This window comes from Pseudomonas sp. G7(2022) (assembly GCF_052660475.1).
On record NZ_CP109659.1, the window covers coordinates 5,686,411 to 5,707,485 of the forward strand.

Sequence of the window (21,075 nt, forward strand, 5' to 3'; positions counted from 1 at the left end):
ATCGGGGCGCAGGAGAGAATCGCCTCAGCCGGATGGAAGGCCGGGGGTAGGGATTGCCCTACAAGGATGGCGCGTTTTGGCAAACCCGACGCAAGGGTCGGGGCTCAAGCCGCCAGAACCGGTAAAAGTGCCTGTCGCTATTGGATATGTCGCTCAGAGGAGCTTGTGTTCCATCGCGTACTTCACCAGCTCGGCGAGCGAAGTGATGTTGAGTTTCTGCATCAACCGCGCCTTGTGGGTGCTGATGGTCTTGCTGCTCAGGGCCAGTTGCTGGGCGATGTCATTGACGTTGGCGCCTTGCGCCAGGCGCTCGAACACCGAGAACTCGCGCTCGGACAGCAACGAATGCAGCGGTCGCGCATCGGTCAGGCCGACTTCGAAGACCATCCGGTCGGCCAGCTCCGGATCGATGTAGCGCCCGCCCGCCGCGACCTTGCGGATTGCCGTCAACAGCAGCGCCGGATCGCTGTCCTTGGTCGCATACCCGGCGGCGCCGACCTTCAGCGCCCGGGCGGCCATCTGCGCTTCGTCATGCATCGACAGCACCAGAATCGCCGGCGGATGGTTCAGCGCGCGAATCCGAGGAATCGCTTCGAGCCCGTTGACGCCAGGCATCGAGATATCCAGCAACACCACTTCGCAGGGCACGTTGCGCAGGGTTTCCAGCAATTGCTCGCCGTTGCTCGCCTCCCCCACCACTTGCAGATCCTTGGCCAGGCCGATCAATTGCTTGATGCCTTCGCGAACGATGGTGTGGTCTTCGGCTACCAGTACACGGATCACTTACTTCTCCTCATCCAATGGCACCCTCACGCTCAGCGTGGTGCCCTCGCCCGGCTCGCTGTCGAGTGACAGTTGCCCGCCCATGATCAACACCCGCTCGCGCATGCCCACCAGTCCAAAGGATGTCGGCCTGCCAGCAGCGGCGACAAATCCTACGCCATCATCGCTGACCGTCAGACACAATTCGTCGCCTTCCTGCGCCAGCGTCAGTTCTACAGTATGCGCCTGGGCATGGCGCATGACGTTGGTCAGCGCCTCCTGCAGAATGCGGAACAGGCCGATGGCCTTGGCATCGCTGAGCGGCGGCAGATTGTCCGGTACCTGCACCAGACACGGAATCTGCGTGCGCGCCTCGAATCGCCGCGCCTGCCACTCGATGGCCGAGGCAATCCCGGCATCAAGGATCGGCGGGCGCAATGCCGTCGCCACATCGCGCACCAACTGGAACAACTGGGCGATCAGGCGTTTCATGCTGTTCAGGCGTTCGTTCAGACCCGGATCGAGTTGCGCGTAGGCCAGTTCGCACATCGATGTCTCCAGTTTCAGCACCGTCAGCATCTGCCCCAGTTCATCGTGAACCTCGCGGGCGATGCGCGCCTTCTCTTCTTCCCGCACGCTTTCGAGGTGCGCCGACAGTTCGCGCAGTTGTTCGCGCGATGCCGCCAGCTCCAGCTCGATGCGTTTGCTTTCAGTGATGTCCCAGACAATGCCGTCCCAGACGTAGGTGCCGTCCTCCAGTTGCCGGGTGATGGCCTTGATCTCGGCCCAGCGCTGTTCGCCCTGTCGCGTAAGGATCCTCCCCTGCCACGACCAGTCGCTGTCGGTGTCCAGCGCCTGATCCTGGGTCTGGTGATAAGCGGCCCGGTCATCCGGATGCACCAGACTGCGCAGGCCCATGTCGCGATGGGCGATGGCGGCCGGCGCGTAGCCGACCAGACTCTCGCTGCCCTCGCTGATGTAGGCAAAGTCGATCTGCCCGGTCACCGGCGCCCGCTCCAGGCGGAACACCAGCCCCGGCACGTTGGCGGCGATGCCTTGCAGGCGCGCCTCGCTTTCCTGCAACGCGGCCAGGGCACGTCGGCGTTCGGTCACGTCGGTGAGGTAGACCACCAGATACTCGCTGTCGCGAAAGCGCAGGAAACTCAGCGACACATCCGCCGGCAACACGCTGCCATCGGCTCGCACACAGCTGGTTTCAAAGCTGAGGGGTCCTTCTTCGCTGGCCCGGGCGCGCTTCCACAGGTTGAGCCAGCGATCCATGTGCAGACCGGGTTCGAAGTCGATCAGCGGTCGCTCGATCAGCGCGCCCTGTGGATAACCGAGCATGTGTTCCGCCGCACGGTTGGCGTAGCGCACGTGGCTGTCCCAGTTGACCCAGAGAATGCCGACGGTGCTCTGGTCGATGGAAAACTGGGTCAGGCGCAAGGCCTCTTCACTGGCGGCGCGCAGGGCGATGTCTTCCCGGGCGGCCAGCAGGCGTAACTCGAGGCTGTGTTGCTGACGCCGCTGCCAGACGATGATCGCCGCGCAACTGAGCAGCAACAGGGCCAGCAGCAGGGTCAGGTTCTGCCAGAACCCGGGCGATTCCGAGAACCGTGGGTATTTGGGTTGCAGCCATTGGGTGTGCAGGCGTTCCAGATCTTTCGCCGGGATCGCCCGCAAGGCACTTTCGACGATCCCGGCCAGCTCGGGCCAGTCACGACGGGTGGCGACCCGCAGCAGTTGCGGCAGACCGATGTCGCCGACCACCACCAGCCCGGCAAACTCCGGCTCTGTCGACAGACGCCCCAGTTGCGCTTCATCCACCACGGCGTAAGACGCCTGCTGACTCAACAACAACTGCAACGCCTGACGCTCCAGCGGCACGCCTTGCAGATTCAGATGGGGATAGTTGCCGCGCAAATAATCGGCCGTGACGCTGGGCATGCGTACCGCAACCCGGACCTGAGTGTCGAGTTTTTCCAGCTCCACCGAACCGCTGGCCTTCTGGTCGCTGACCACCAGTTGCGGCACGCGCATGTAGGGATCGGAGAACTGCCAAAGGCGCAGCGCACCCGGCGTCTGGGTCAGACCCGGGGCGAGATCGATCTCACCATCACGTGCGGCGGCTTCAAGCTGCTCCAGGTCTGGAAAATTGCGCCAGCTGAGCTCGATGTCCAGCGCCCTGGCCAGCCATTTCATCAACTCGACGTTGACCCCGGACAAGCGCTGCAGGCGCCGGTCGTATTGCGCGTACGGTGCCTGCAACACCAGGCCGACCCGCAATTCATGGTGCTGCGCCAGCCATTGACGCTCGCTCGCCGACAACTGCGCGACATGACTCGCAGGCGCAGGTGCCGCCCACCCCATCAAGGGAAACGCCAGACAGCCGATAACCCACAGGCAGCAAAACCGCATCATTGACATCTCATAACCTGACAAATTCTGACCAACCCTTTAGGCTGCCGGGATACTTTCTGGCCTGGAATAACCGATGCTCCCTGTCTCTCGCCTGGCAATGCCAGCATTGTGCCTGTCGCTGATCCTGCCTTGTGCGTTTTCCGTCGAAGCCGCCGATCCGGCGCCCGCCCCTTCCGCAGAAAAACCGGCTGAAGAAAAACCGGTCGAACGCCAGCCGCTGCTTGAGCGTAGTCAGGAAGAGGCCTCGGCACTCGAACGCAAAGTCCCGGCGCAGGAACAACAACAGTTGCAGGCCGGCAGCGACACCTTCCTCGCCCTGTGGAAACCGGCCAACACCGCCGAGCCCAAAGGCGCGGTCATCATCCTCCCCAGTGTCGGTGAAACCGCCGACTGGCCCCAGGTGGTCGGCCCGCTACGCCGCAAGCTGCCGGATGCGCAGTGGAACACGCTGAGTATCACCTTGCCCGACCTGCAAAGCGACACCATCGCTCCCCGCGTGATCGAGGCGCCAGCTGCGGCGAAAACCGCCGACTCAGGCAGCAAGGACGCCACCACCGCCCAACCTATCGAACAGGCTGCCGGCGGTGAAGCGGAGGTCGCTGACAAAGTCGTCGCCGAGACCGCCGAAGAACAGTCCAAGGCCGACGCCGAGCGAATCTTCGCCCGCATCGACGCAGCTATCGGCTACGCCGAACAACAGGGCGCGCGCAGCATCGTAGTGCTCGGGCACGGCACCGGCGCCTATTGGGCGGCCCGTTTCCTGAACGAAAAACAGACCGCACAAGTGGAAAAACTGCTGATGGTCGCCGCGCAGATGCCGACCAAGGCCACGCCGGAACTGGCGGAACTGACACCGCTGCTGAAGCTGCCGACCGCCGACATCTTCTATATGGACAAACCTCAGGATCGCAACGCCGCACTGGAGCGCCTGCAGGCCAGCAAGCGCCTGAAGACCACGGCGTTCAGCCAGGTGGCGCTCAAGGCCTTGCCGGACAACAAGGCTGAGCAGGAGCAACTGTTCCGTCGAGTGCGCGGTTGGTTGAATCCGCAAACCCCGGACTGACCGACCACCCAAAAAGATCGCAGCCTGGGCTGCGATCTTTTTTTTCGTCTAGCGGAAATCCCGCCGCTCGCGAATCAAGGTGTAGGCATTGTGCAATTCGCGGGTCTTTTCGGTCGCTTCAAGCACCTGGGCCGGTGTCGCCCCAGTGCCGGCGATCTTGTCCGGATGATGGCGACTGAGCAGACGGCGGTAGGCACGCTTGATCTGCGCCGGTTCGCTGGTTGCCGACACCCCGAGCAGTCGCATCGCATCCTGATAGCTCACGGCCGCACTGACGATCGGACGCTTGTGCGGTTCGTAATCCGCTGCCAGCGCCTGGATCTGGTGAGTCGTCCAGCCCAGCCACTTGCCCCACTGCGCCAGCAGTTCGCGCTCACTGCTACCGGCCCGGCCATCGGCCCAGACCATCCGCCAACAGGCTCGCAATACCCCTTCGGCGGCGTGAGGCTGAGTGCTCAGGCGACGCAGATAACCGCGCAGGCGATCCCCACCGGACTTGCCGCGATTGAACGCGGCAATCGCACGGCGCTGTGCCGGCTCGCTCATGTCCAGCGCGCGCATCTCCTGACGCGCCTGCTGGATATGACCATCGGTGACCCGCCCGTCGCTCTTGGCCAGACGCCCGAGCAGGACGAACAAGAGTTCGTCGTTGCGCAGCACCGGCCGACCGCCGAGTCTTTCCCGCAAATGCCCCCAGCTCTGCAGATGCAGGCGCCGATCCAGCGCCTGCCCCAACAAAGCCCCAAGCATGGCCCCCGGAATGCTGGCGATAGCAAAACCCGCTCCGGCTCCAATCAGAGTCCCTGGCCACAACATATCAGCGACTCGCTTCTATCAAGGATTCGGCTTCAGCCAGCCGCTCGTGCGTGCCGACATCGACCCAGTGACCTTTCAGCCGCTCGCCGGTGACCTGCCCCTGCGCCATGGCTTTACGCAGCAGCGGCGCCAGCTTGAAGGCACCGTCGGTGCAGCCGTCGAACAACTGCGGATGCAGTACGGCAATGCCACTGTAGGTCAGGGTCGCCGCATCGGCCTGGCCATCACGCACCTGGCCGTCGGTCAGGGTGAAATCGCCTGTCGGGTGATGCGCCGGATTGTCCGCCAGCACCAGATGCGCCAGTCCGGTGATCGGCTGGTGCAGCATGCTGAAGTCGTAATCGGTCCAGATGTCACCGTTGACCACCAGGAACGCCTCGTCACCAAGCAGCGGCAAGGCGCGGAAGATACCGCCACCGGTTTCCAGCGGCTCGCCTTCGGGCGAGTAGCGGATGCTCAGGCCGAACTGCGAGCCGTCACCCAGGTAATCTTCGATCTGCTGGCCGAGCCAGGCATGGTTGATCACGATTTCGCTGAAACCTGCCGCCGCGAGGGCCCGCAGGTGGTATTCGATCAATGGCACGCCAGCGGCGCGCACCAGTGGCTTGGGGGTGGTCAGGGTCAGCGGGCGCATGCGCTCGCCTTTGCCTGCCGCCAGAATCATTGCCTTCATGCAGTCACTCCGGCACGCAGGCTGCCCAGCAGCGCCTGCAGTTCTGCAAGCTCGGGACGGCGTGCGATCACCGCATCTATATAGGAGAAGAAGCGTGGCACGTCAGCGAGGTAGCGGGGTTTGCCATCGCGGTGACAGATGCGGGCGAAAATGCCGATGACCTTCAAATGGCGTTGCACACCCATCAGGTCGCTGGCGCGCAGGAAGTCTTCGAAGTCCGGCTGTACCGGAATGTTCAGCGCCGTCGCCTGCCGCCAGTAGCTTTCGAGCCAGCCGCGTACACGTTCTTCAGGCCAGCTGAGGAACGCGTCCTTGAACAGGCAGGTCACGTCGTAGGTCACCGGACCATATACCGCGTCCTGGAAGTCCAGCACGCCGGGGTTCGGCTCGCTGAGCATCAGGTTGCGCGGCATGTAGTCACGGTGCACCAGCACCTTGGGCTGGGCCAGAGCGCTATTGATCAGCAGATCGCTGACCTGTTGCCATTGCTGCTGTTGGGCGGCATCGAACTCGATGCCCAGCTCGCGCTTCACGTACCACTCGGGGAACAGTTCCAGCTCGCGGCGCAACAGCGCGACGTCGTAGCTGGGCAGCGGTGCCACCATCGGCAACTGCTGAAATGCCAACAGCGCCTGCAAGGCGTCGCTGAACAACAGTTCGGCATTTTCGCCATTGATCACGTCGAGATAGGTCTTGTTGCCCAGGTCATTGAGCAAAAGAAATCCGCGATCGAGGTCTTGCGCATAAATTTTCGGCACGTTGATACCGGATTTCGCCAGCAAAAAGGCGATATCCACGAAGGGTTTGCAGTTTTCCTGGGGTGGCGGTGCGTCCATCACGACGAAACTGCGACCCGCGCCTTCCCAGCGGAAGTAACGGCGAAAACTCGCGTCGCTGCTGGCCGCAGTCAACGTGGCCGGGGGTACGGCCCCCCAGCCCTGGTCAGCGAAAAGGATTGCCAACTGCTCATCGAGCCAAACTTTCAGGTGTTGCAAGCGTACATCTTGGTCAGGCATTGCAAGGGTCTCCGACGGCGCTAGCCGTCAAGCGGGTCATGCTTTATTATCCAGCATCTTTTTCAGACCATCGAGAGGCGTGCGGCCCACACCGCGGGCAGATGGCACGCAGGAAGCCCGGACTAATAAGATGGCATTGAAATCCCCCGCGTTTCGTAAAAAATTTCCGTTGTTGGTAACCGGCAGTCTGCTGGCTATGCAACCTCTGGCCAGTTCATTCGTTGTCGCCGCCGAGCAGTATGACTGCGCCGTCTCGGCTACGGGCGGCTGGGCCTGTTCGCCGAAGACGCCGGCAGCGGCATTGCCGCCGCGTCCGGTGCATGACGGCAGTGCCGTCAGCGCCGCTGGCGAAGCCCCGGCCGAGAACGGTACGGTTTCGGACGCCGGGCCAAAACCCGTGCTCGTCACCGAGTCCAAGGGCCGTGGCCTGAAATCCCGTAGCGAAGACTACAGTCACCTCGACTGGGTTCCGCGCGAGAAGCTCACCGCCGCCCAACTGGCCGAGACCGGTCCTTACTGCTCTGGTTCCTATATCGAACCGATTCGTCCTGGCATGAATGACAAGACGAATAAAAGTGACGCCCCGACCTTCATCGGCGCGAAAGCCTCGCGCTACAACACCGAAGATCAGGTCGGCACACTGGCCGGTGACGTGGTTCTGCGTCAGGGCAGCATGCAGGTCGAATCCCAGGAAGCGAGCCTCTACCAGGCCGAGAGCCGCGCCGAACTCAAGGGCGACGTGCGCATCCGTGACAACGGCGCGCTGATCGTCGGCGACCACGCCGATGTGCAGCTCGACACCGGTGAAGCGAAAGTCGACAACGCCGAATACGTGATGCACAAGTCGCGCATCCGCGGTAACGCGCTGTACGCCAAGCGCGCCGAAAACGCGATCATCCGCCTGAAGGACGGCACGTACACCACGTGCGAACCGAACAGCAACGCCTGGCAGCTCAAGGGCAACAACATCACCCTGAACCCTGCCACCGGCTTCGGCACCGCGACCAACGTGACGCTGCGGGTCAAGGACATTCCGATCCTTTACACCCCGTACATCTACTTCCCGATCGACGACCGTCGTCAGTCGGGCTTCCTGCCGCCGACCATCGGCACCAGCACCGACACCGGCTTCATGCTGGTGACCCCGTACTACTTCAACCTGGCGCCGAACTACGATGCCACGTTGTACCCGCGCTACATGAGCAAGCGCGGCATGCTGGTGGAAGGCGAATTCCGTTACCTGACCAAGTCCAGCGAAGGTCAGTTCGGTGCTGCGTTCCTCAACGACGAGGACCACGACCGCGACCTGCAGACCGACTCCAAGCAAACCCGATACATGTACAACTGGCAACACAAGGGTGGCCTGGATTCGCGCGTATTCACGCAGGTCGACTACACCAAGATCAGCGATCCGTACTATTTCCAGGATCTGGAAACCGATCAGATCGGCGTGAAGAGTGCCGACTATGTGAACCAGCAGGGTTCGATCTCTTATCGTGGCGACAGCTACACGGCCCGTCTGAATGCCCAGGCCTACCAGCTGGCGACCGTGTCGAGCATCACCCCGTATGACCGCCTGCCGCAGATCACCTTCAATGGTCAGCTGCCGTTCCATCCGGAAGGTTTGAATTTCGATTACGAGACGGAGCTGGTTCGCTTTGATCGGGATCTGCTGACTGGCAGCTACACGAATAAAGACGGAACTGACCCTCAGCCTCGTCTCGATACCAACGTGGCAGGCCTGGATCGCGCCAACGGCACGCGTCTGAATCTGAAACCGGGCGTCAGCCTGCCGATGAACTGGACGTATGGCTTCATCAAGCCATCGCTGAAGTACCAGTACACCCAGTATGACCTTGACCTCGACGGCCAAGGCAAAAACGACCTGGTGACCAACCGCAACAATGCATCCAAGCTGGGCGAGTCGTTCAACAGCTCGCAGAACCGTGGTGTTCCGATTGCCAGTATCGACAGCGGTCTGTACTTCGACCGCAACACGTCCTACTTCGGCAAGAACTACCGTCAGACCCTCGAGCCTCGTCTGTTCTATCTCTATGTTCCGGAGAAAGACCAGAAAGACATCCCGGCGTTCGACACCAGCGAATACACCTTCAGCTACGCGTCGCTGTTCCGCGACAACCGCTTCTCCGGTGCCGACCGTGTCGGTGACGAGAACAAGCTGTCGCTGGGCGTGACCAGCCGCTGGATCGAAGACGACGGTTTCGAACGTCAACGCATCAGCGTCGGCCAGGCCCTGTACTTCAAGGATCGCAAGGTTCAACTGCCGGGCGTCGACTTCGCCGATCGCGACGACGCACGCTCCAACGTTTCGCCTTACGCACTGGAATACGAATATCGCTGGAACCGCGACTGGCGCACCACGGCCGACTACAACTGGGATCCGGACAGCCACAGCCCGCGTTCGGGCAGTGCGATGTTCCACTACCAGCCTGAAGACAACCCGAACAAGGTGGTCAACGTCGGCTATCGCTATCGCAACGACCAGGTCCGTTACGACCAGAACACCGGTAAATGGACAGTGGGTGGTGGCGACTACGGTCGTCCGGGCGACGCCAATTACGTGAAGGACTACTACAAGATCGAGCAGCATGACTTCTCGGTCATCTGGCCGATCGTTCCACAGTGGAGCGCCATCAGCCGCTGGCAGTATGACTACAACCGCAATCGTACGCTGGAAGCCTTCGGTGGTTTCGAATACGACAACTGCTGCTGGAAACTGCGCCTGATCAACCGTTACTGGGTGTCCTACGACGAGTTCAGTCAGCAGGCCCCGGAAAACGAAAAAGGCGACCACGGCGTCTTCCTCCAAATTGTTCTGAAGGGACTCGGCGGCCTCACTGGCGCCAAGACTGAGAGCTTCCTCGACAAAGGCATCCAAGGTTATCGTCAACGTGAAGACCAAGCTTTCTGATTGTCTGCGCCCGCTGATGCTGGGCGCGCTGTTCCTGGGTACCGCGGCCAACGCCGCGGTACAGCCCATCGACAAAGTGGTGGCCATCGTCGACAACGACGTGGTCATGCAGAGCCAGCTGGATCAACGTGTCCACGAAGTTCAGCAAACCATCGCCAAGCGTGGCGGCGGCTTGCCGCCTCCGGGCGTGCTGGATCAACAGGTGCTCGAGCGCCTGATCGTCGAAAACCTGCAACTGCAGATCGGCGAACGCTCCGGCATCCGCATCACCGATGAAGAACTGAACCAGGCTGTCGGCACCATCGCCCAGCGCAACAACATGACTGTCGACCAGTTCCGCGCGGCCCTGGCCCGAGATGGCCTGAGTTACGACGGCGCCCGTGAGCAGATCCGCAAGGAAATGATCATCAGCCGTGTGCGTCAGCGTCGTGTTGCAGAACGCATTCAGGTATCGGAGCAGGAAGTGAAGAACTTCCTCGCCTCCGACCTTGGCAAGATGCAACTGTCCGAAGAACTGCACCTGGCCAACATCCTGATTCCTACCCCGGAAAGCGCCAGCTCCGAAGCGATTCAGAGCGCTGCACGCCAGGCGATGGAGGTTTACCAGCAACTCAAGCAAGGCGCTGACTTCGGTCAACTGGCCGTTGCCAGGTCCGGTAGCGACAACGCCCTCGAAGGCGGCGACATGGGCTGGCGTAAAGCCGCTCAACTGCCACCACCGTTCGACCGCGAGCTGAGCAGCATGTCGCCGGGCGACATCACTCAACCGGCACGTACTCCGGGTGGTTTCATCATCCTGAAGCTGCTGGAAAAACGCGGTGGCGAAAGCCAGATGCGCGACGAAGTGCATGTGCGCCACATTCTGGTCAAGCCAAGTCCGGTCCGCGACGAAGCCAAGACCAAGGAACTGGCCCAGTCGCTGTATAACCGCATCGAAGCCGGTGAAGATTTCGCCGAACTGGCGAAAAAATACTCGGAAGACCCGGGCTCCGCCCTCAATGGTGGCGACCTGAACTGGATCGACCCGAACGCACTGGTACCGGAATTCCGCGCCGTGATGGCCAAGTCCCCACAGGGTCAGCTGTCCAAGCCGTTCCAGACCCAGTATGGCTGGCACGTTCTGGAAGTCCTTGGCCGTCGCGCCACCGACAGCACCGAACAGGCCCGCGAGCAGCAAGCGATGACCGTACTGCGTAACCGCAAATACGACGAAGAGCTGCAGACCTGGTTGCGTCAGATCCGTGACGAAGCGTACGTAGAAATCAAACTCCCTGGTGCAGACCAGGCAGCGCAGTGAAACCCAAGCGTTTCGCGCTGACTCCCGGTGAGCCAGCCGGCATCGGTCCCGACCTGTGCCTGCTGCTCGCCTCGCAAGCCCAGCCACACCCCCTGATTGCCATCACCAGCCGCGACCTGCTCCAAGAGCGGGCCGCGCAGTTGGGGCTGGCCGTCAGTCTGCTGCCCGTTTTGCCCGGTCACTGGCCGGATGCTCCGGCGCCAGCCAACAGCCTTTATGTCTGGGATACTCCGCTCAGCGCCCCCGTGGTCGCCGGGCAACTGGACAAGGCCAACGCCGCATTCGTTCTTGAAACCCTGACCCGCGCCGGCAATGGCTGCCTGAACGGCGACTTCGCCGGGATGATCACAGCGCCAGTACACAAGGGCGTGATCAACGAGTCCGGTATCGCCTTTTCCGGCCACACGGAATTCCTCGCCGACCTGACCCACACCGCCCAAGTGGTGATGATGCTTGCCACCCGCGGTTTGCGTGTGGCGCTGGTCACCACTCACCTGCCCTTGCGCGACATCGCCGATGCGATCACGCCGGAGCGACTGGAACGGGTCACGCGGATTCTGCACGCCGACCTGCAAGACAAATTCAGCATCGCCCAACCGCGTATCCTGGTCTGCGGGCTTAACCCGCACGCCGGTGAAGGCGGACACCTGGGCCATGAAGAAATCGACATCATCGAACCCATCCTGGAGCGCCTGCGCGGCGAGGGCATGGACCTTCGTGGCCCGCTGCCTGCCGACACTCTGTTTACCCCCAAATATCTGGAGCACTGCGACGCGGTGCTGGCGATGTACCACGATCAGGGCCTGCCCGTGCTGAAATACAAAGGCTTCGGCGCCGCAGTCAATGTGACCCTGGGCCTGCCGATCATCCGCACTTCGGTCGACCACGGCACCGCCCTGGACCTGGCCGGCAGCGGCAAGATCGACACCGGCAGCCTGCAGGTCGCCCTGGAAACCGCCTACCAGATGGCCGAGACCCGTTTATGACCGAGCAATACCAACACAAGGCGCGCAAACGCTTTGGCCAGAACTTCCTGCACGATGCCGGCGTCATCGACCGAATCCTGCGCTCCATCAGTGCCAAGGCCGGCGACCGCATGCTGGAAATCGGGCCGGGCCAGGGTGCACTGACCGCCGGCATCCTCAACTCCGGCGCACAGTTGGACGTGGTGGAGCTGGACAAGGATCTGATCCCGATCCTCAACCAGCAGTTTGCCGGCAAGAGTAACTTCAACCTGCATCAGGGCGACGCACTGAAGTTCGACTTCAATACCCTGAATGCTGCGCCGAACAGCCTGCGCGTGGTCGGTAACCTGCCGTACAACATCTCCACGCCGCTGATTTTCCACCTGCTGAGCAATGCCGCGATCATTCGCGACATGCACTTCATGCTGCAGAAGGAAGTGGTCGAGCGTCTGGCCGCAGGCCCGGGTGGCGGCGACTGGGGCCGCCTGTCGATCATGGTTCAGTATCACTGCCGGGTCGAACACCTGTTCAACGTTGGCCCTGGCGCATTCAATCCTCCGCCGAAGGTCGACTCGGCCATCGTGCGCCTGGTGCCGCACGCGGTCTTGCCACACCCGGCCAAGGATCACCGGCTGCTGGAGCGCGTCGTGCGCGAAGCCTTCAACCAGCGCCGCAAGACCCTGCGCAACACCCTCAAGCAATTGCTGAGCAACGCCGAAATCGAGGCCGCCGGCGTCGATGGCAGCCTGCGTCCCGAGCAACTCGATCTGGCTGCCTTCGTGCGTTTGGCCGACCAGCTCGCCGATCAGCCGGCACCGGCACCGGCACCGGCAGCCGACTGACAGGCAAGGACCGCTCCCGGGCAGGACGCCGCTCTGGTCTCCTGCCCGATACTTGCCTAGACTCAACCCACCGGCGACACCCCGCGTCTCGCTTAGTCCTTAAGGCCTCTTGCATGTCCGATCCTCGTTATCAGGTCGATGTCAGCGTCGTTACTCACTATCTGGCAGACCAATCGCAACCCGAGCACGACCGCTTCGCCTTCGCCTACACCATCACCGTGCAGAACAATGGCGAACAACCGGCCCGACTGATGTCCCGGCATTGGGTAATCACTGATGGCGACGGGCATGTCGAAGAAGTGCGCGGCGCCGGTGTGGTAGGCCAGCAACCGCTCATCGATGCGGGAAAAAGCCACACTTACAGCAGCGGTACGGTCATGACCACCAAGGTCGGCACCATGCAGGGCAGCTATGAAATGGTCGCCAGTGACGGCAAGCATTTCGATGCGATCATCAAACCCTTCCGCCTCGCCGTGCCCGGAGCCCTGCACTGATGGCGACGTATGCCGTCGGCGACCTGCAGGGCTGCCTGGAACCGCTCAAGTGCCTGCTCAGGCAGGTCGCGTTCGACCCGGCGGTGGATCGGCTGTGGCTGGTGGGCGATCTGGTCAACCGCGGCCCGCAATCGCTGGAAACCCTGCGCTTTCTGTATGGCATGCGCGATTCGCTGGTCTGCGTGCTCGGCAACCACGACCTGCACCTGCTGGCAGCGGAGAAGAACATCGAGCGCATGAAGAAGTCCGACACGCTGCGTGAAATCCTTGAAGCACCGGACTGCGCCGATCTGATGGAGTGGCTGCGCCAACAGAAACTCATGCATTACGACGAACAGCGCGAGGTGGCCATGGTGCATGCGGGCATCCCACCACAATGGTCGCTGCGCAAAGCGCTCAAATACGCTGAAGAAGTCGAGACCGCATTGCGTGACGATAACCTGCTGCCCCTCTTCCTGGACGGCATGTACGGCAACGAACCGGCGAAGTGGGACAACGAACTCAAAGGCGTGGCCCGCCTGCGGGTCATCACCAACTACTTCACGCGCATGCGCTTCTGCACCGCCGAAGGCAAGCTCGACCTCAAGAGCAAGGAAGGTCTGGAGACCGCGCCACCGGGCTACAAGCCGTGGTTCCAGCACAAGGAACGCAAGACCCGCGGCCTGCGGATCATTTTCGGCCACTGGGCGGCGCTTGAGGGCGACGTCCACGAGCCAGGCATTTCAGCCCTCGACACCGGTTGCGTGTGGGGCGGCAGCCTGACCCTGATGAACGTGGACAGCTTTGAACGGCTGTCGTGCAAATGCGACGAACACGGCGGCGCCCTGCCTCCCGTCGCACCACCGATCACCGAAACTTCGCCAGTCAGCGCCCCGCGTTAGACTGTGCTTTCAGCCGTGCCACAGGAACCCGCCATGAGCGAATTCAAACGAATCCCCCCGGAACAGGCCCAGGCCCTGCGCGAGCAAGGTGCCGTAGTGGTCGACGTCCGCGATCCAGCCACATTTGCTGCGCTGCACATCAGCGGCTCGAAGCATCTGGACAATCATTCCCTGCATGCCTTCATCCAGGGGGCCGACCTCGACGCACCGACCGTCGTGGTCTGCTACCACGGCAACTCGAGCCAGGGCGCCGCGGCTTATCTCGTCAGTCAGGGCTTCTCCGACGTCTACAGCATGGACGGCGGCTTCGAACTGTGGCGTACGACTTTTCCTTCGGAAACCGCGCAAGGCACCTCCGAATAATTTTTTTGTAGCGTGCGAGGCCCCGGCTTCCGTGGGCTCGCGCGGTGGCAGACGAACGGTCTGCCACACATTATTACGTATCTCGCCTTTACCTCCCGAATTCCCAACTATCCTTAAGCCCAGGCCATCCAAAACAGGGGAGAGCCGGTACACCGGCGCACGGGTCATCGGGAGTGACTTTCGCGGTTGTCGATCGCGAAAGGGTTCTGGGGGGTAAACAACAGCTGCCATCGCGGCTGCTTGCCAGCATCGACTGAGTGATCCGGCGTCGGCTCCACGTATCGAGCGAGGTGACGTCATGAGTATCTTTAGCCACTTCCAACAACGCTTCGAGTCCACACGCCAGGAAGAATTCTCGCTGCAGGAATACCTGGAACTGTGCAAAAAGGATCGCAGCGCCTACGTTTCCGCCGCCGAGCGTCTGTTAATGGCTATCGGCGAACCGGAGCTGCTCGACACCTCGACCAACTCGAGGCTGTCGCGAATCTTCTCCAACAAGGTGATCCGCCGCTATCCGGCCTTTGAAGACTTCCACGGGATGGAAGAATGCATCGACCAGATCGTGTCGTATTTCCGCCATGCCGCCCAGGGACTCGAGGAGAAGAAACAGATCCTCTACCTGCTCGGCCCTGTCGGTGGCGGTAAATCGTCCCTGGCCGAGAAGCTGAAGCAGCTCATGGAAAAAGTGCCCTTCTACGCCATCAAGGGCTCACCGGTATTCGAGTCCCCGCTGGGTCTGTTCAACGCCACCGAAGATGGCGCGATCCTCGAAGAGGACTTCGGCATTCCCCGGCGCTACCTGAACACCATCATGTCGCCATGGGCCACCAAGCGCCTGGCCGAATTCGGTGGCGACATCAGCCAGTTCCGCGTGGTCAAGCTGTACCCGTCGATCCTCAACCAGATCGCCGTGGCCAAGACCGAACCGGGCGACGAGAACAACCAGGACATCTCCGCGCTGGTGGGCAAGGTCGATATCCGCAAACTTGAAGAATTCCCGCAGAACGATGCCGACGCCTACAGCTACTCCGGTGCGCTGTGCCGGGCCAACCAGGGCCTGATGGAATTCGTCGAAATGTTCAAGGCACCGATCAAGGTGCTCCACCCATTGCTGACCGCCACTCAGGAAGGCAACTACAACAGTACCGAAGGCCTCGGCGCGATTCCGTTCACCGGGATCCTGCTGGCCCACTCCAACGAATCGGAGTGGCACACCTTCCGCAACAACAAGAACAACGAAGCCTTCATCGACCGGATCTACATCGTCAAGGTGCCGTACTGCCTGCGGGTCAGCGACGAAGTGAAGATCTACGACAAGCTGCTGTTCAACAGTTCTCTGTCCAAGGCCCATTGCGCGCCGGACACCCTGAAGATGCTGGCGCAGTTCACCGTACTGTCACGCCTGAAGGAGCCGGAAAACTCCAACATCTATTCGAAGATGCGCGTGTATGACGGCGAAAACCTCAAGGACACCGATCCGAAGGCCAAGTCGATCCAGGAATACCGCGATGCAGCAGGTGTCGACGAAGGCATGAATGGGCTGTCGACCCGCTTCGCGTTCAAGATCCTGTCCAAGGTCTTCAACTTCGATCCCCATGAAATCGCCGCCAACCCGGTACACCTGCTCTATGTACTGGAACAGCAGATCGAACAGGAACAGTTCCAGGCCGAGACCCGCGAACGCTATCTGCGTTACCTGAAAGAGTACCTGGCACCGCGTTATATCGAGTTCATCGGCAAGGAGATCCAGACCGCCTACCTCGAGTCCTACAGCGAGTACGGCCAGAACATCTTCGATCGCTACGTGCTGTATGCGGACTTCTGGATTCAGGATCAGGAATACCGCGATCCGGAAACCGGGGAGATCCTCAACCGCGTCGCCCTCAACGAGGAACTGGAAAAAATCGAGAAACCGGCCGGCATCAGCAATCCGAAGGATTTCCGCAACGAAATCGTCAACTTCGTATTGCGCGCACGGGCCAACAACAACGGCAAGAACCCGACCTGGCTCAGCTACGAAAAACTGCGGGTGGTCATCGAGAAGAAAATGTTCTCGAACACCGAGGACCTGCTGCCGGTCATCAGCTTCAATGCCAAGGCCAGCAAAGAGGATCAACAGAAACACAACGACTTCGTTACACGAATGGTCGAGCGCGGCTACACCGACAAACAGGTACGACTGCTCTCCGAGTGGTATCTGCGGGTCAGAAAATCACAGTAAACCGCGGCCGGTCAGACCGGTTGTCGTCAGCCCGAGGCCTGCGCACGCATTTTCTGCTACACAGGCCTCTGGAAGGTGTTCAAAAGGCGTTAGCAAGGTTCAGGCAGCACCCAAAGCGCTTGGGGGAGCGTTTGCGTCCCCAGTCTTCGGTTAAATGCTGCATGACCGCTCGCCCTTTGCAGGACAGCTTCTAAGGAGCAGTCATGAGTTATGTGATCGACCGACGTCTCAATGGCAAGAACAAGAGCACGGTGAACCGTCAGCGCTTCCTGCGGCGTTACCGTGACCACATCAAGAAGGCTGTCGAAGAGGCGGTCAGCCGGCGTTCCATCACCGATATGGAGCACGGCGAGCAGATCAGCATTCCCGGTCGCGATATCGACGAACCGGTGCTTCACCATGGTCGCGGCGGCAAGCAGACCGTGGTTCATCCCGGCAACAAGGAATTCACCGCAGGCGAACACATTGCGCGTCCTCCGGGAGGTGGCGGAGGCCGCGGACCGGGCAAGGCCGGCAACTCCGGGGAAGGCATGGATGAATTCGTCTTCCAGATCACCCAGGAAGAATTCCTCGAGTTCATGTTCGAAGACCTTGAACTGCCGAACCTGGTCAAACGCAATCTGACCGGTACCGATACTTTCAAGACTGTGCGTGCCGGGATCAGCAATGAAGGCAATCCGTCCCGGATCAACATCATCCGCACCCTGCGCTCGGCCCATGCCCGACGAATCGCGCTGTCCGGCAGCAGTCGCGCCAAACTGCGCGAGGCCAAGGAAGAGCTGGCGCGCCTGAAACGCGAAGAACCGGACAATTTCGGCGACATTCAAGACCTGGAAGCGGAAATAGAGAAACTCAGCGCGCGCATTCATCGCGTGCCCTTCCTCGACACCTTCGACCTCAAGTACAACCTGCTGATCAAGCAGCCAAACCCCAGCTCCAAGGCCGTGATGTTCTGCCTGATGGACGTTTCCGGCTCCATGACCCAGGCGACCAAGGACATCGCCAAACGCTTTTTCATCCTGCTGTACCTGTTCCTGAAGCGCAACTACGACAAGATCGACGTCGTGTTCATTCGCCACCACACCAGCGCCAGGGAAGTGGACGAAGAAGAGTTTTTCTATTCCCGGGAAACCGGCGGCACCATCGTCTCCAGCGCCCTGAAACTGATGCAGGAGATCATGGCCGAGCGCTACCCGAGCAACGAATGGAACATCTACGCGGCCCAGGCTTCCGACGGCGACAACTGGAACGACGATTCGCCGATCTGCCGTGACATCCTGATCAACCAGATCATGCCGTTCGTGCAGTACTACACTTACGTAGAGATCACCCCGCGCGAACATCAGGCCCTGTGGTACGAATACGAACGCATCGCCGAAGCCTTTTCCGACACTTTTGCCCAGCAGCAGCTGGTCTCGGCCGGAGATATCTATCCGGTCTTCCGTGAACTCTTCCAGCGCAGGTTAGTGACATGACCGCCAAAGAGCAGAAGCGCCAACCGATATCCACCGGCTCCGAATGGACATTCGAGCTGATCCAGGCCTACGACCGCGAAATCGCCAGGATCGCGGCCGGCTACGCCCTGGACACCTATCCCAACCAGATCGAAGTGATCACCGCCGAACAGATGATGGACGCCTATGCTTCGGTCGGCATGCCGCTGGGCTATCACCACTGGTCCTACGGCAAACACTTCCTCAGTACCGAGAAATCCTATAGCCGCGGGCAGATGGGACTCGCCTACGAGATCGTGATCAACTCGGACCCGTGTATCGCTTATCTGATGGAAGAGAACACCATCTGCATGCAGGCACTGGTCGTGGCCCACGCCTGTTATGGCCACAACAGCTTCTTCAAGGGCAATTACCTGTTCCGCACCTGGACCGATGCCAGTTCGATCATCGACTATCTGGTGTTCGCCAAGCAGTACATCATGCAGTGCGAAGAGCGCCACGGCATCGACGCGGTAGAGGACCTGCTCGACTCCTGCCATGCCTTGATGAACTATGGCGTCGACCGCTACAAACGCCCATACCCGATTTCCGCCGAGGAAGAGCGGCGTCGGCAGAAGGACCGTGAAGAGCATCTGCAGAAACAGATCAACGACCTGTGGCGCACCATTCCAAAAGGCGCGGACAAGTTCAGCGACAAGGACAACGCACGCTTCCCGGCCGAGCCGCAGGAAAACATCCTGTACTTCATCGAGAAACACGCGCCGCTGCTGGAGCCGTGGCAACGGGAAATCGTGCGGATCGTGCGCAAGATCGCCCAATATTTCTATCCACAGCGCCAGACCCAGGTGATGAACGAAGGCTGGGCGACTTTCTGGCACTACACGCTGATGAACGACCTTTACGACGAAGGGCTGGTCACCGACGGTTTCATGATGGAATTCCTGACGTCCCACACCAGCGTGGTATTCCAGCCGGGATTCGACAGCCCCTACTACAACGGCATCAACCCCTATGCCCTGGGTTTTGCGATGTACCGCGACATTCGGCGCATGTGCGAAGAGCCTACGGAGGAAGACCGCCGCTGGTTCCCGGAAATCGCCGGCAGCGACTGGCTGTCGACCATCAAGTTCGCCATGAGCAGCTTCAAGGATGAGAGTTTCATCCTGCAGTACCTGTCGCCGAAGGTGATCCGCGACCTGAAGCTGTTCAGCATCCTCGATGACGACCAGAAAGACGATCTGCTGGTACCCGCCATTCATGACGAGGGCGGTTACCGGATCATTCGCGAAACGCTTGCTGCGCAATACAACCTGGGCAACCGCGAGCCGAACGTGCAGATCTACAGTATCGACCGACGCGGCGACCGCTCACTGACCCTGCGTCACCAGCAGCACGACCGAAAACCGCTGGGCGATTCCACCGAAGAGGTACTCAAACATCTGCATCGGCTATGGGGTTTCGACATTCATCTGGAGACCCTGCAGGGCGACCAGATCATGAAAACCCACCACGTTCCACCCCGCAGCGAACACGGTGAAGGGGATTACGGTCGGCTCGATCTGGCTGTCATTCATCTTTGATCCCGTTCTGGCCTCCGAAAGTCCGGCGCAAGGGTTATCCTGTCGGGCCAACGGAGGTTTTTTATGCAGATTTACAAGGTCGGCGGCGCAGTACGTGATCGCCTGCTGGGCAAACCGGTCACCGATATCGATTGGGTGGTGGTCGGTGCCACCACCGAAGAAATGCTCGCCAAGGGCTTTCGCCCGGTAGGTGCGGATTTCCCCGTCTTTCTTCACCCGAAAAGCGGTGAGGAGTACGCCCTGGCCCGCACCGAGCGCAAAAGCGGTCGCGGTTATGGCGGCTTCACCTTTCACGCCAGCCCCGAGGTCACGCTTGAAGAAGACCTGATCCGCCGCGACCTTACGATCAATGCCATGGCCGAAGACGATCAGCAGAACCTGACCGATCCCTACCACGGCCAGCGCGATCTCGCAGACCGGGTTCTGCGTCATGTTTCCCCCGCTTTCGCCGAAGATCCGCTGCGAGTCCTGCGTGTTGCGCGCTTTGCCGCCCGTTATGCGGGAATGGGTTTTACGGTGGCCCCCGAAACGATGGACCTGATGCGCCAGCTCAGTGAATCCGGCGAACTCGAAGCGTTGACTGCCGAGCGTAGCTGGAAAGAGATTTCCCGTGCCTTGATGGAAGACCAGCCTCAGATTTTCATTCAGGTATTGCGTGATTGCGGCGCCCTGAAGGTGCTGATGCCAGAGGTCGATGCATTATTCGGGATCCCGCAACCGGAAGTTCATCACCCGGAAATCGACAGCGGTATTCACACACTGAGCGTGCTTGAGCAAGCCGCCCTGCACAAACAACCACTGACGGTACGCTGGGCCTGCCTGCTGCATGATCTCGGCAAGGGCCTGACCCCGGAAGAGCAATGGCCGCGGCACATCGCCCACGAACACAAGGGCTTGAAGCTGATCACGGCCGTGAATGAACGCTTCAAGGCGCCGAAGGACTGCCAGGAACTGGCTCTTCTGGTCGGTCAGTACCACACCCACGGCCATCGCGCGCTGGAACTGAAGGCTTCGACCTTGCTGGAGTTGCTGCAAAGTTTTGATGTTTATCGTCGACCGCAGCGCTTCGAAGCATTCATCGTGGCGTGCGAGATGGACGCCCGGGGACGCAAAGGACTTGAACAGCGAAGTTACCCACAGGCGGATTACCTGCGCGGCGCCGCCAGCGCTGCCCGGGCCGTTGCGGTTCAACCGTTGCTGGAAAAGGGTTTCAAAGGCCCGGAGCTGGGCGAAGCACTCAAGCGTGAAAGGCTCAAGGCGTTGAAGGCTTACAAGGAGTCAGCGTCTTCTTGAGA

General features: G+C 60.8%; 17 protein-coding genes. 12 read left to right on the forward strand and 5 right to left on the reverse strand.

The window, feature by feature from the left end; all coding sequences use genetic code 11:
- Nucleotides 1–153: 153 nt before the first annotated feature.
- Nucleotides 154–783 (reverse strand): response regulator, encoded by a 630-nt coding sequence (locus tag NE357_RS26130; protein WP_007959929.1) that lies wholly within the window; start codon nucleotides 781–783, stop codon nucleotides 154–156.
- The gene (locus NE357_RS26135) at nucleotides 784–3,183 is read right to left on the reverse strand and encodes a PAS domain-containing sensor histidine kinase (protein ID WP_169432153.1); all 2,400 of its coding nucleotides are present in this window, start codon (nucleotides 3,181–3,183) and stop codon (nucleotides 784–786) included.
- Nucleotides 3,184–3,256: 73 nt separating this feature from the next.
- Here NE357_RS26135 and NE357_RS26140 point away from each other — a divergent pair, with 73 nt between their 5' ends.
- Nucleotides 3,257–4,246 (forward strand): alpha/beta hydrolase family protein, encoded by a 990-nt coding sequence (locus NE357_RS26140; RefSeq protein WP_169432154.1) that lies wholly within the window; start codon nucleotides 3,257–3,259, stop codon nucleotides 4,244–4,246.
- Between the two features lie 48 nt (nucleotides 4,247–4,294).
- Here the strand turns inward: NE357_RS26140 and NE357_RS26145 are convergent, their stop codons facing one another.
- The 3 genes from NE357_RS26145 to NE357_RS26155 are packed head-to-tail and all read right to left on the reverse strand — an operon-like array spanning nucleotide 4,295 to nucleotide 6,751.
- Nucleotides 4,295–5,062: a TerB family tellurite resistance protein gene (locus NE357_RS26145; protein WP_169432155.1), complete on the reverse strand. Its 768-nt coding sequence runs from the start codon at nucleotides 5,060–5,062 to the stop codon at nucleotides 4,295–4,297.
- 1 nt (nucleotide 5,063) lies between these two features.
- Complete coding sequence (murU, locus tag NE357_RS26150) at nucleotides 5,064–5,735, reverse strand: N-acetylmuramate alpha-1-phosphate uridylyltransferase MurU (protein ID WP_169432156.1); 672 nt, start codon at nucleotides 5,733–5,735, stop codon at nucleotides 5,064–5,066.
- A complete protein-coding gene (locus NE357_RS26155) occupies nucleotides 5,732–6,751 on the reverse strand; it encodes an aminoglycoside phosphotransferase family protein (RefSeq protein WP_169432157.1) in 1,020 nt (339 codons plus the stop codon). The genes murU and NE357_RS26155 overlap by 4 nt, the downstream gene beginning before the upstream one ends.
- Before the next feature lie 130 nt (nucleotides 6,752–6,881).
- On the opposite strand from NE357_RS26155, the gene NE357_RS26160 reads away from it, so the two are divergent.
- The 11 genes from NE357_RS26160 to NE357_RS26210 all read left to right on the forward strand — a co-directional run bounded on the left by NE357_RS26160 (nucleotide 6,882) and on the right by NE357_RS26210 (nucleotide 21,073).
- On the forward strand, nucleotides 6,882–9,683 hold the full coding sequence (locus NE357_RS26160; protein ID WP_169432158.1) for an LPS-assembly protein LptD: 2,802 nt from the start codon (nucleotides 6,882–6,884) through the stop codon (nucleotides 9,681–9,683).
- Complete coding sequence (surA, locus tag NE357_RS26165; RefSeq protein WP_169432159.1) at nucleotides 9,664–10,980, forward strand: peptidylprolyl isomerase SurA; 1,317 nt, start codon at nucleotides 9,664–9,666, stop codon at nucleotides 10,978–10,980. The genes NE357_RS26160 and surA overlap by 20 nt, the downstream gene beginning before the upstream one ends.
- Entirely contained in the window at nucleotides 10,977–11,966 is a 990-nt protein-coding gene (pdxA, locus tag NE357_RS26170; RefSeq protein WP_169432160.1) for a 4-hydroxythreonine-4-phosphate dehydrogenase PdxA, read from the forward strand. Before surA ends, pdxA begins: the two co-directional genes overlap by 4 nt.
- Nucleotides 11,963–12,787 (forward strand): 16S rRNA (adenine(1518)-N(6)/adenine(1519)-N(6))-dimethyltransferase RsmA, encoded by an 825-nt coding sequence (gene rsmA, locus NE357_RS26175; RefSeq protein ID WP_169432161.1) that lies wholly within the window; start codon nucleotides 11,963–11,965, stop codon nucleotides 12,785–12,787. The genes pdxA and rsmA overlap by 4 nt, the downstream gene beginning before the upstream one ends.
- Before the next feature lie 113 nt (nucleotides 12,788–12,900).
- Entirely contained in the window at nucleotides 12,901–13,281 is a 381-nt protein-coding gene (gene apaG, locus NE357_RS26180) for a Co2+/Mg2+ efflux protein ApaG (protein WP_169432162.1), read from the forward strand.
- The gene (locus tag NE357_RS26185) at nucleotides 13,281–14,162 is read left to right on the forward strand and encodes a symmetrical bis(5'-nucleosyl)-tetraphosphatase (protein WP_169432163.1); all 882 of its coding nucleotides are present in this window, start codon (nucleotides 13,281–13,283) and stop codon (nucleotides 14,160–14,162) included. The genes apaG and NE357_RS26185 overlap by 1 nt, the downstream gene beginning before the upstream one ends.
- Before the next feature lie 33 nt (nucleotides 14,163–14,195).
- Entirely contained in the window at nucleotides 14,196–14,525 is a 330-nt protein-coding gene (gene glpE / locus NE357_RS26190) for a thiosulfate sulfurtransferase GlpE (protein WP_007959911.1), read from the forward strand.
- 298 nt (nucleotides 14,526–14,823) lie between these two features.
- Entirely contained in the window at nucleotides 14,824–16,746 is a 1,923-nt protein-coding gene (locus tag NE357_RS26195; protein ID WP_064599839.1) for a PrkA family serine protein kinase, read from the forward strand.
- A 203-nt stretch (nucleotides 16,747–16,949) separates the two neighbouring features.
- Nucleotides 16,950–18,221, forward strand: a complete 1,272-nt coding sequence (locus NE357_RS26200) for a YeaH/YhbH family protein (protein WP_169432164.1) — start codon at nucleotides 16,950–16,952, stop codon at nucleotides 18,219–18,221.
- The gene (locus NE357_RS26205) at nucleotides 18,218–19,780 is read left to right on the forward strand and encodes a SpoVR family protein (protein WP_169432165.1); all 1,563 of its coding nucleotides are present in this window, start codon (nucleotides 18,218–18,220) and stop codon (nucleotides 19,778–19,780) included. The genes NE357_RS26200 and NE357_RS26205 overlap by 4 nt, the downstream gene beginning before the upstream one ends.
- A gap of 63 nt (nucleotides 19,781–19,843) precedes the next feature.
- A complete protein-coding gene (locus tag NE357_RS26210) occupies nucleotides 19,844–21,073 on the forward strand; it encodes a multifunctional CCA addition/repair protein (protein WP_169432166.1) in 1,230 nt (409 codons plus the stop codon).
- Nucleotides 21,074–21,075: the final 2 nt, after the last annotated feature.

What these genes read in the sequence shown, in the direction of transcription:
- NE357_RS26200 (WP_169432164.1), top strand. Translation starts at nt 16,950, where the DNA reads ATGAGTTATGTGATCGACCGACGTCTCAATGGCAAGAACAAGAGCACG.
- NE357_RS26185 (WP_169432163.1), top strand. Translation starts at nt 13,281, where the DNA reads ATGGCGACGTATGCCGTCGGCGACCTGCAGGGCTGCCTGGAACCGCTC.
- NE357_RS26210 (WP_169432166.1), top strand. Translation starts at nt 19,844, where the DNA reads ATGCAGATTTACAAGGTCGGCGGCGCAGTACGTGATCGCCTGCTGGGC.
- NE357_RS26155 (WP_169432157.1), bottom strand. Translation starts at nt 6,751, where the DNA reads ATGCCTGACCAAGATGTACGCTTGCAACACCTGAAAGTTTGGCTCGAT.
- glpE (WP_007959911.1), top strand. Translation starts at nt 14,196, where the DNA reads ATGAGCGAATTCAAACGAATCCCCCCGGAACAGGCCCAGGCCCTGCGC.
- NE357_RS26160 (WP_169432158.1), top strand. Translation starts at nt 6,882, where the DNA reads ATGGCATTGAAATCCCCCGCGTTTCGTAAAAAATTTCCGTTGTTGGTA.
- NE357_RS26140 (WP_169432154.1), top strand. Translation starts at nt 3,257, where the DNA reads ATGCTCCCTGTCTCTCGCCTGGCAATGCCAGCATTGTGCCTGTCGCTG.
- apaG (WP_169432162.1), top strand. Translation starts at nt 12,901, where the DNA reads ATGTCCGATCCTCGTTATCAGGTCGATGTCAGCGTCGTTACTCACTAT.
- NE357_RS26145 (WP_169432155.1), bottom strand. Translation starts at nt 5,062, where the DNA reads ATGTTGTGGCCAGGGACTCTGATTGGAGCCGGAGCGGGTTTTGCTATC.
- NE357_RS26135 (WP_169432153.1), bottom strand. Translation starts at nt 3,183, where the DNA reads ATGATGCGGTTTTGCTGCCTGTGGGTTATCGGCTGTCTGGCGTTTCCC.
- NE357_RS26195 (WP_064599839.1), top strand. Translation starts at nt 14,824, where the DNA reads ATGAGTATCTTTAGCCACTTCCAACAACGCTTCGAGTCCACACGCCAG.
- rsmA (WP_169432161.1), top strand. Translation starts at nt 11,963, where the DNA reads ATGACCGAGCAATACCAACACAAGGCGCGCAAACGCTTTGGCCAGAAC.
- murU (WP_169432156.1), bottom strand. Translation starts at nt 5,735, where the DNA reads ATGAAGGCAATGATTCTGGCGGCAGGCAAAGGCGAGCGCATGCGCCCG.
- NE357_RS26205 (WP_169432165.1), top strand. Translation starts at nt 18,218, where the DNA reads ATGACCGCCAAAGAGCAGAAGCGCCAACCGATATCCACCGGCTCCGAA.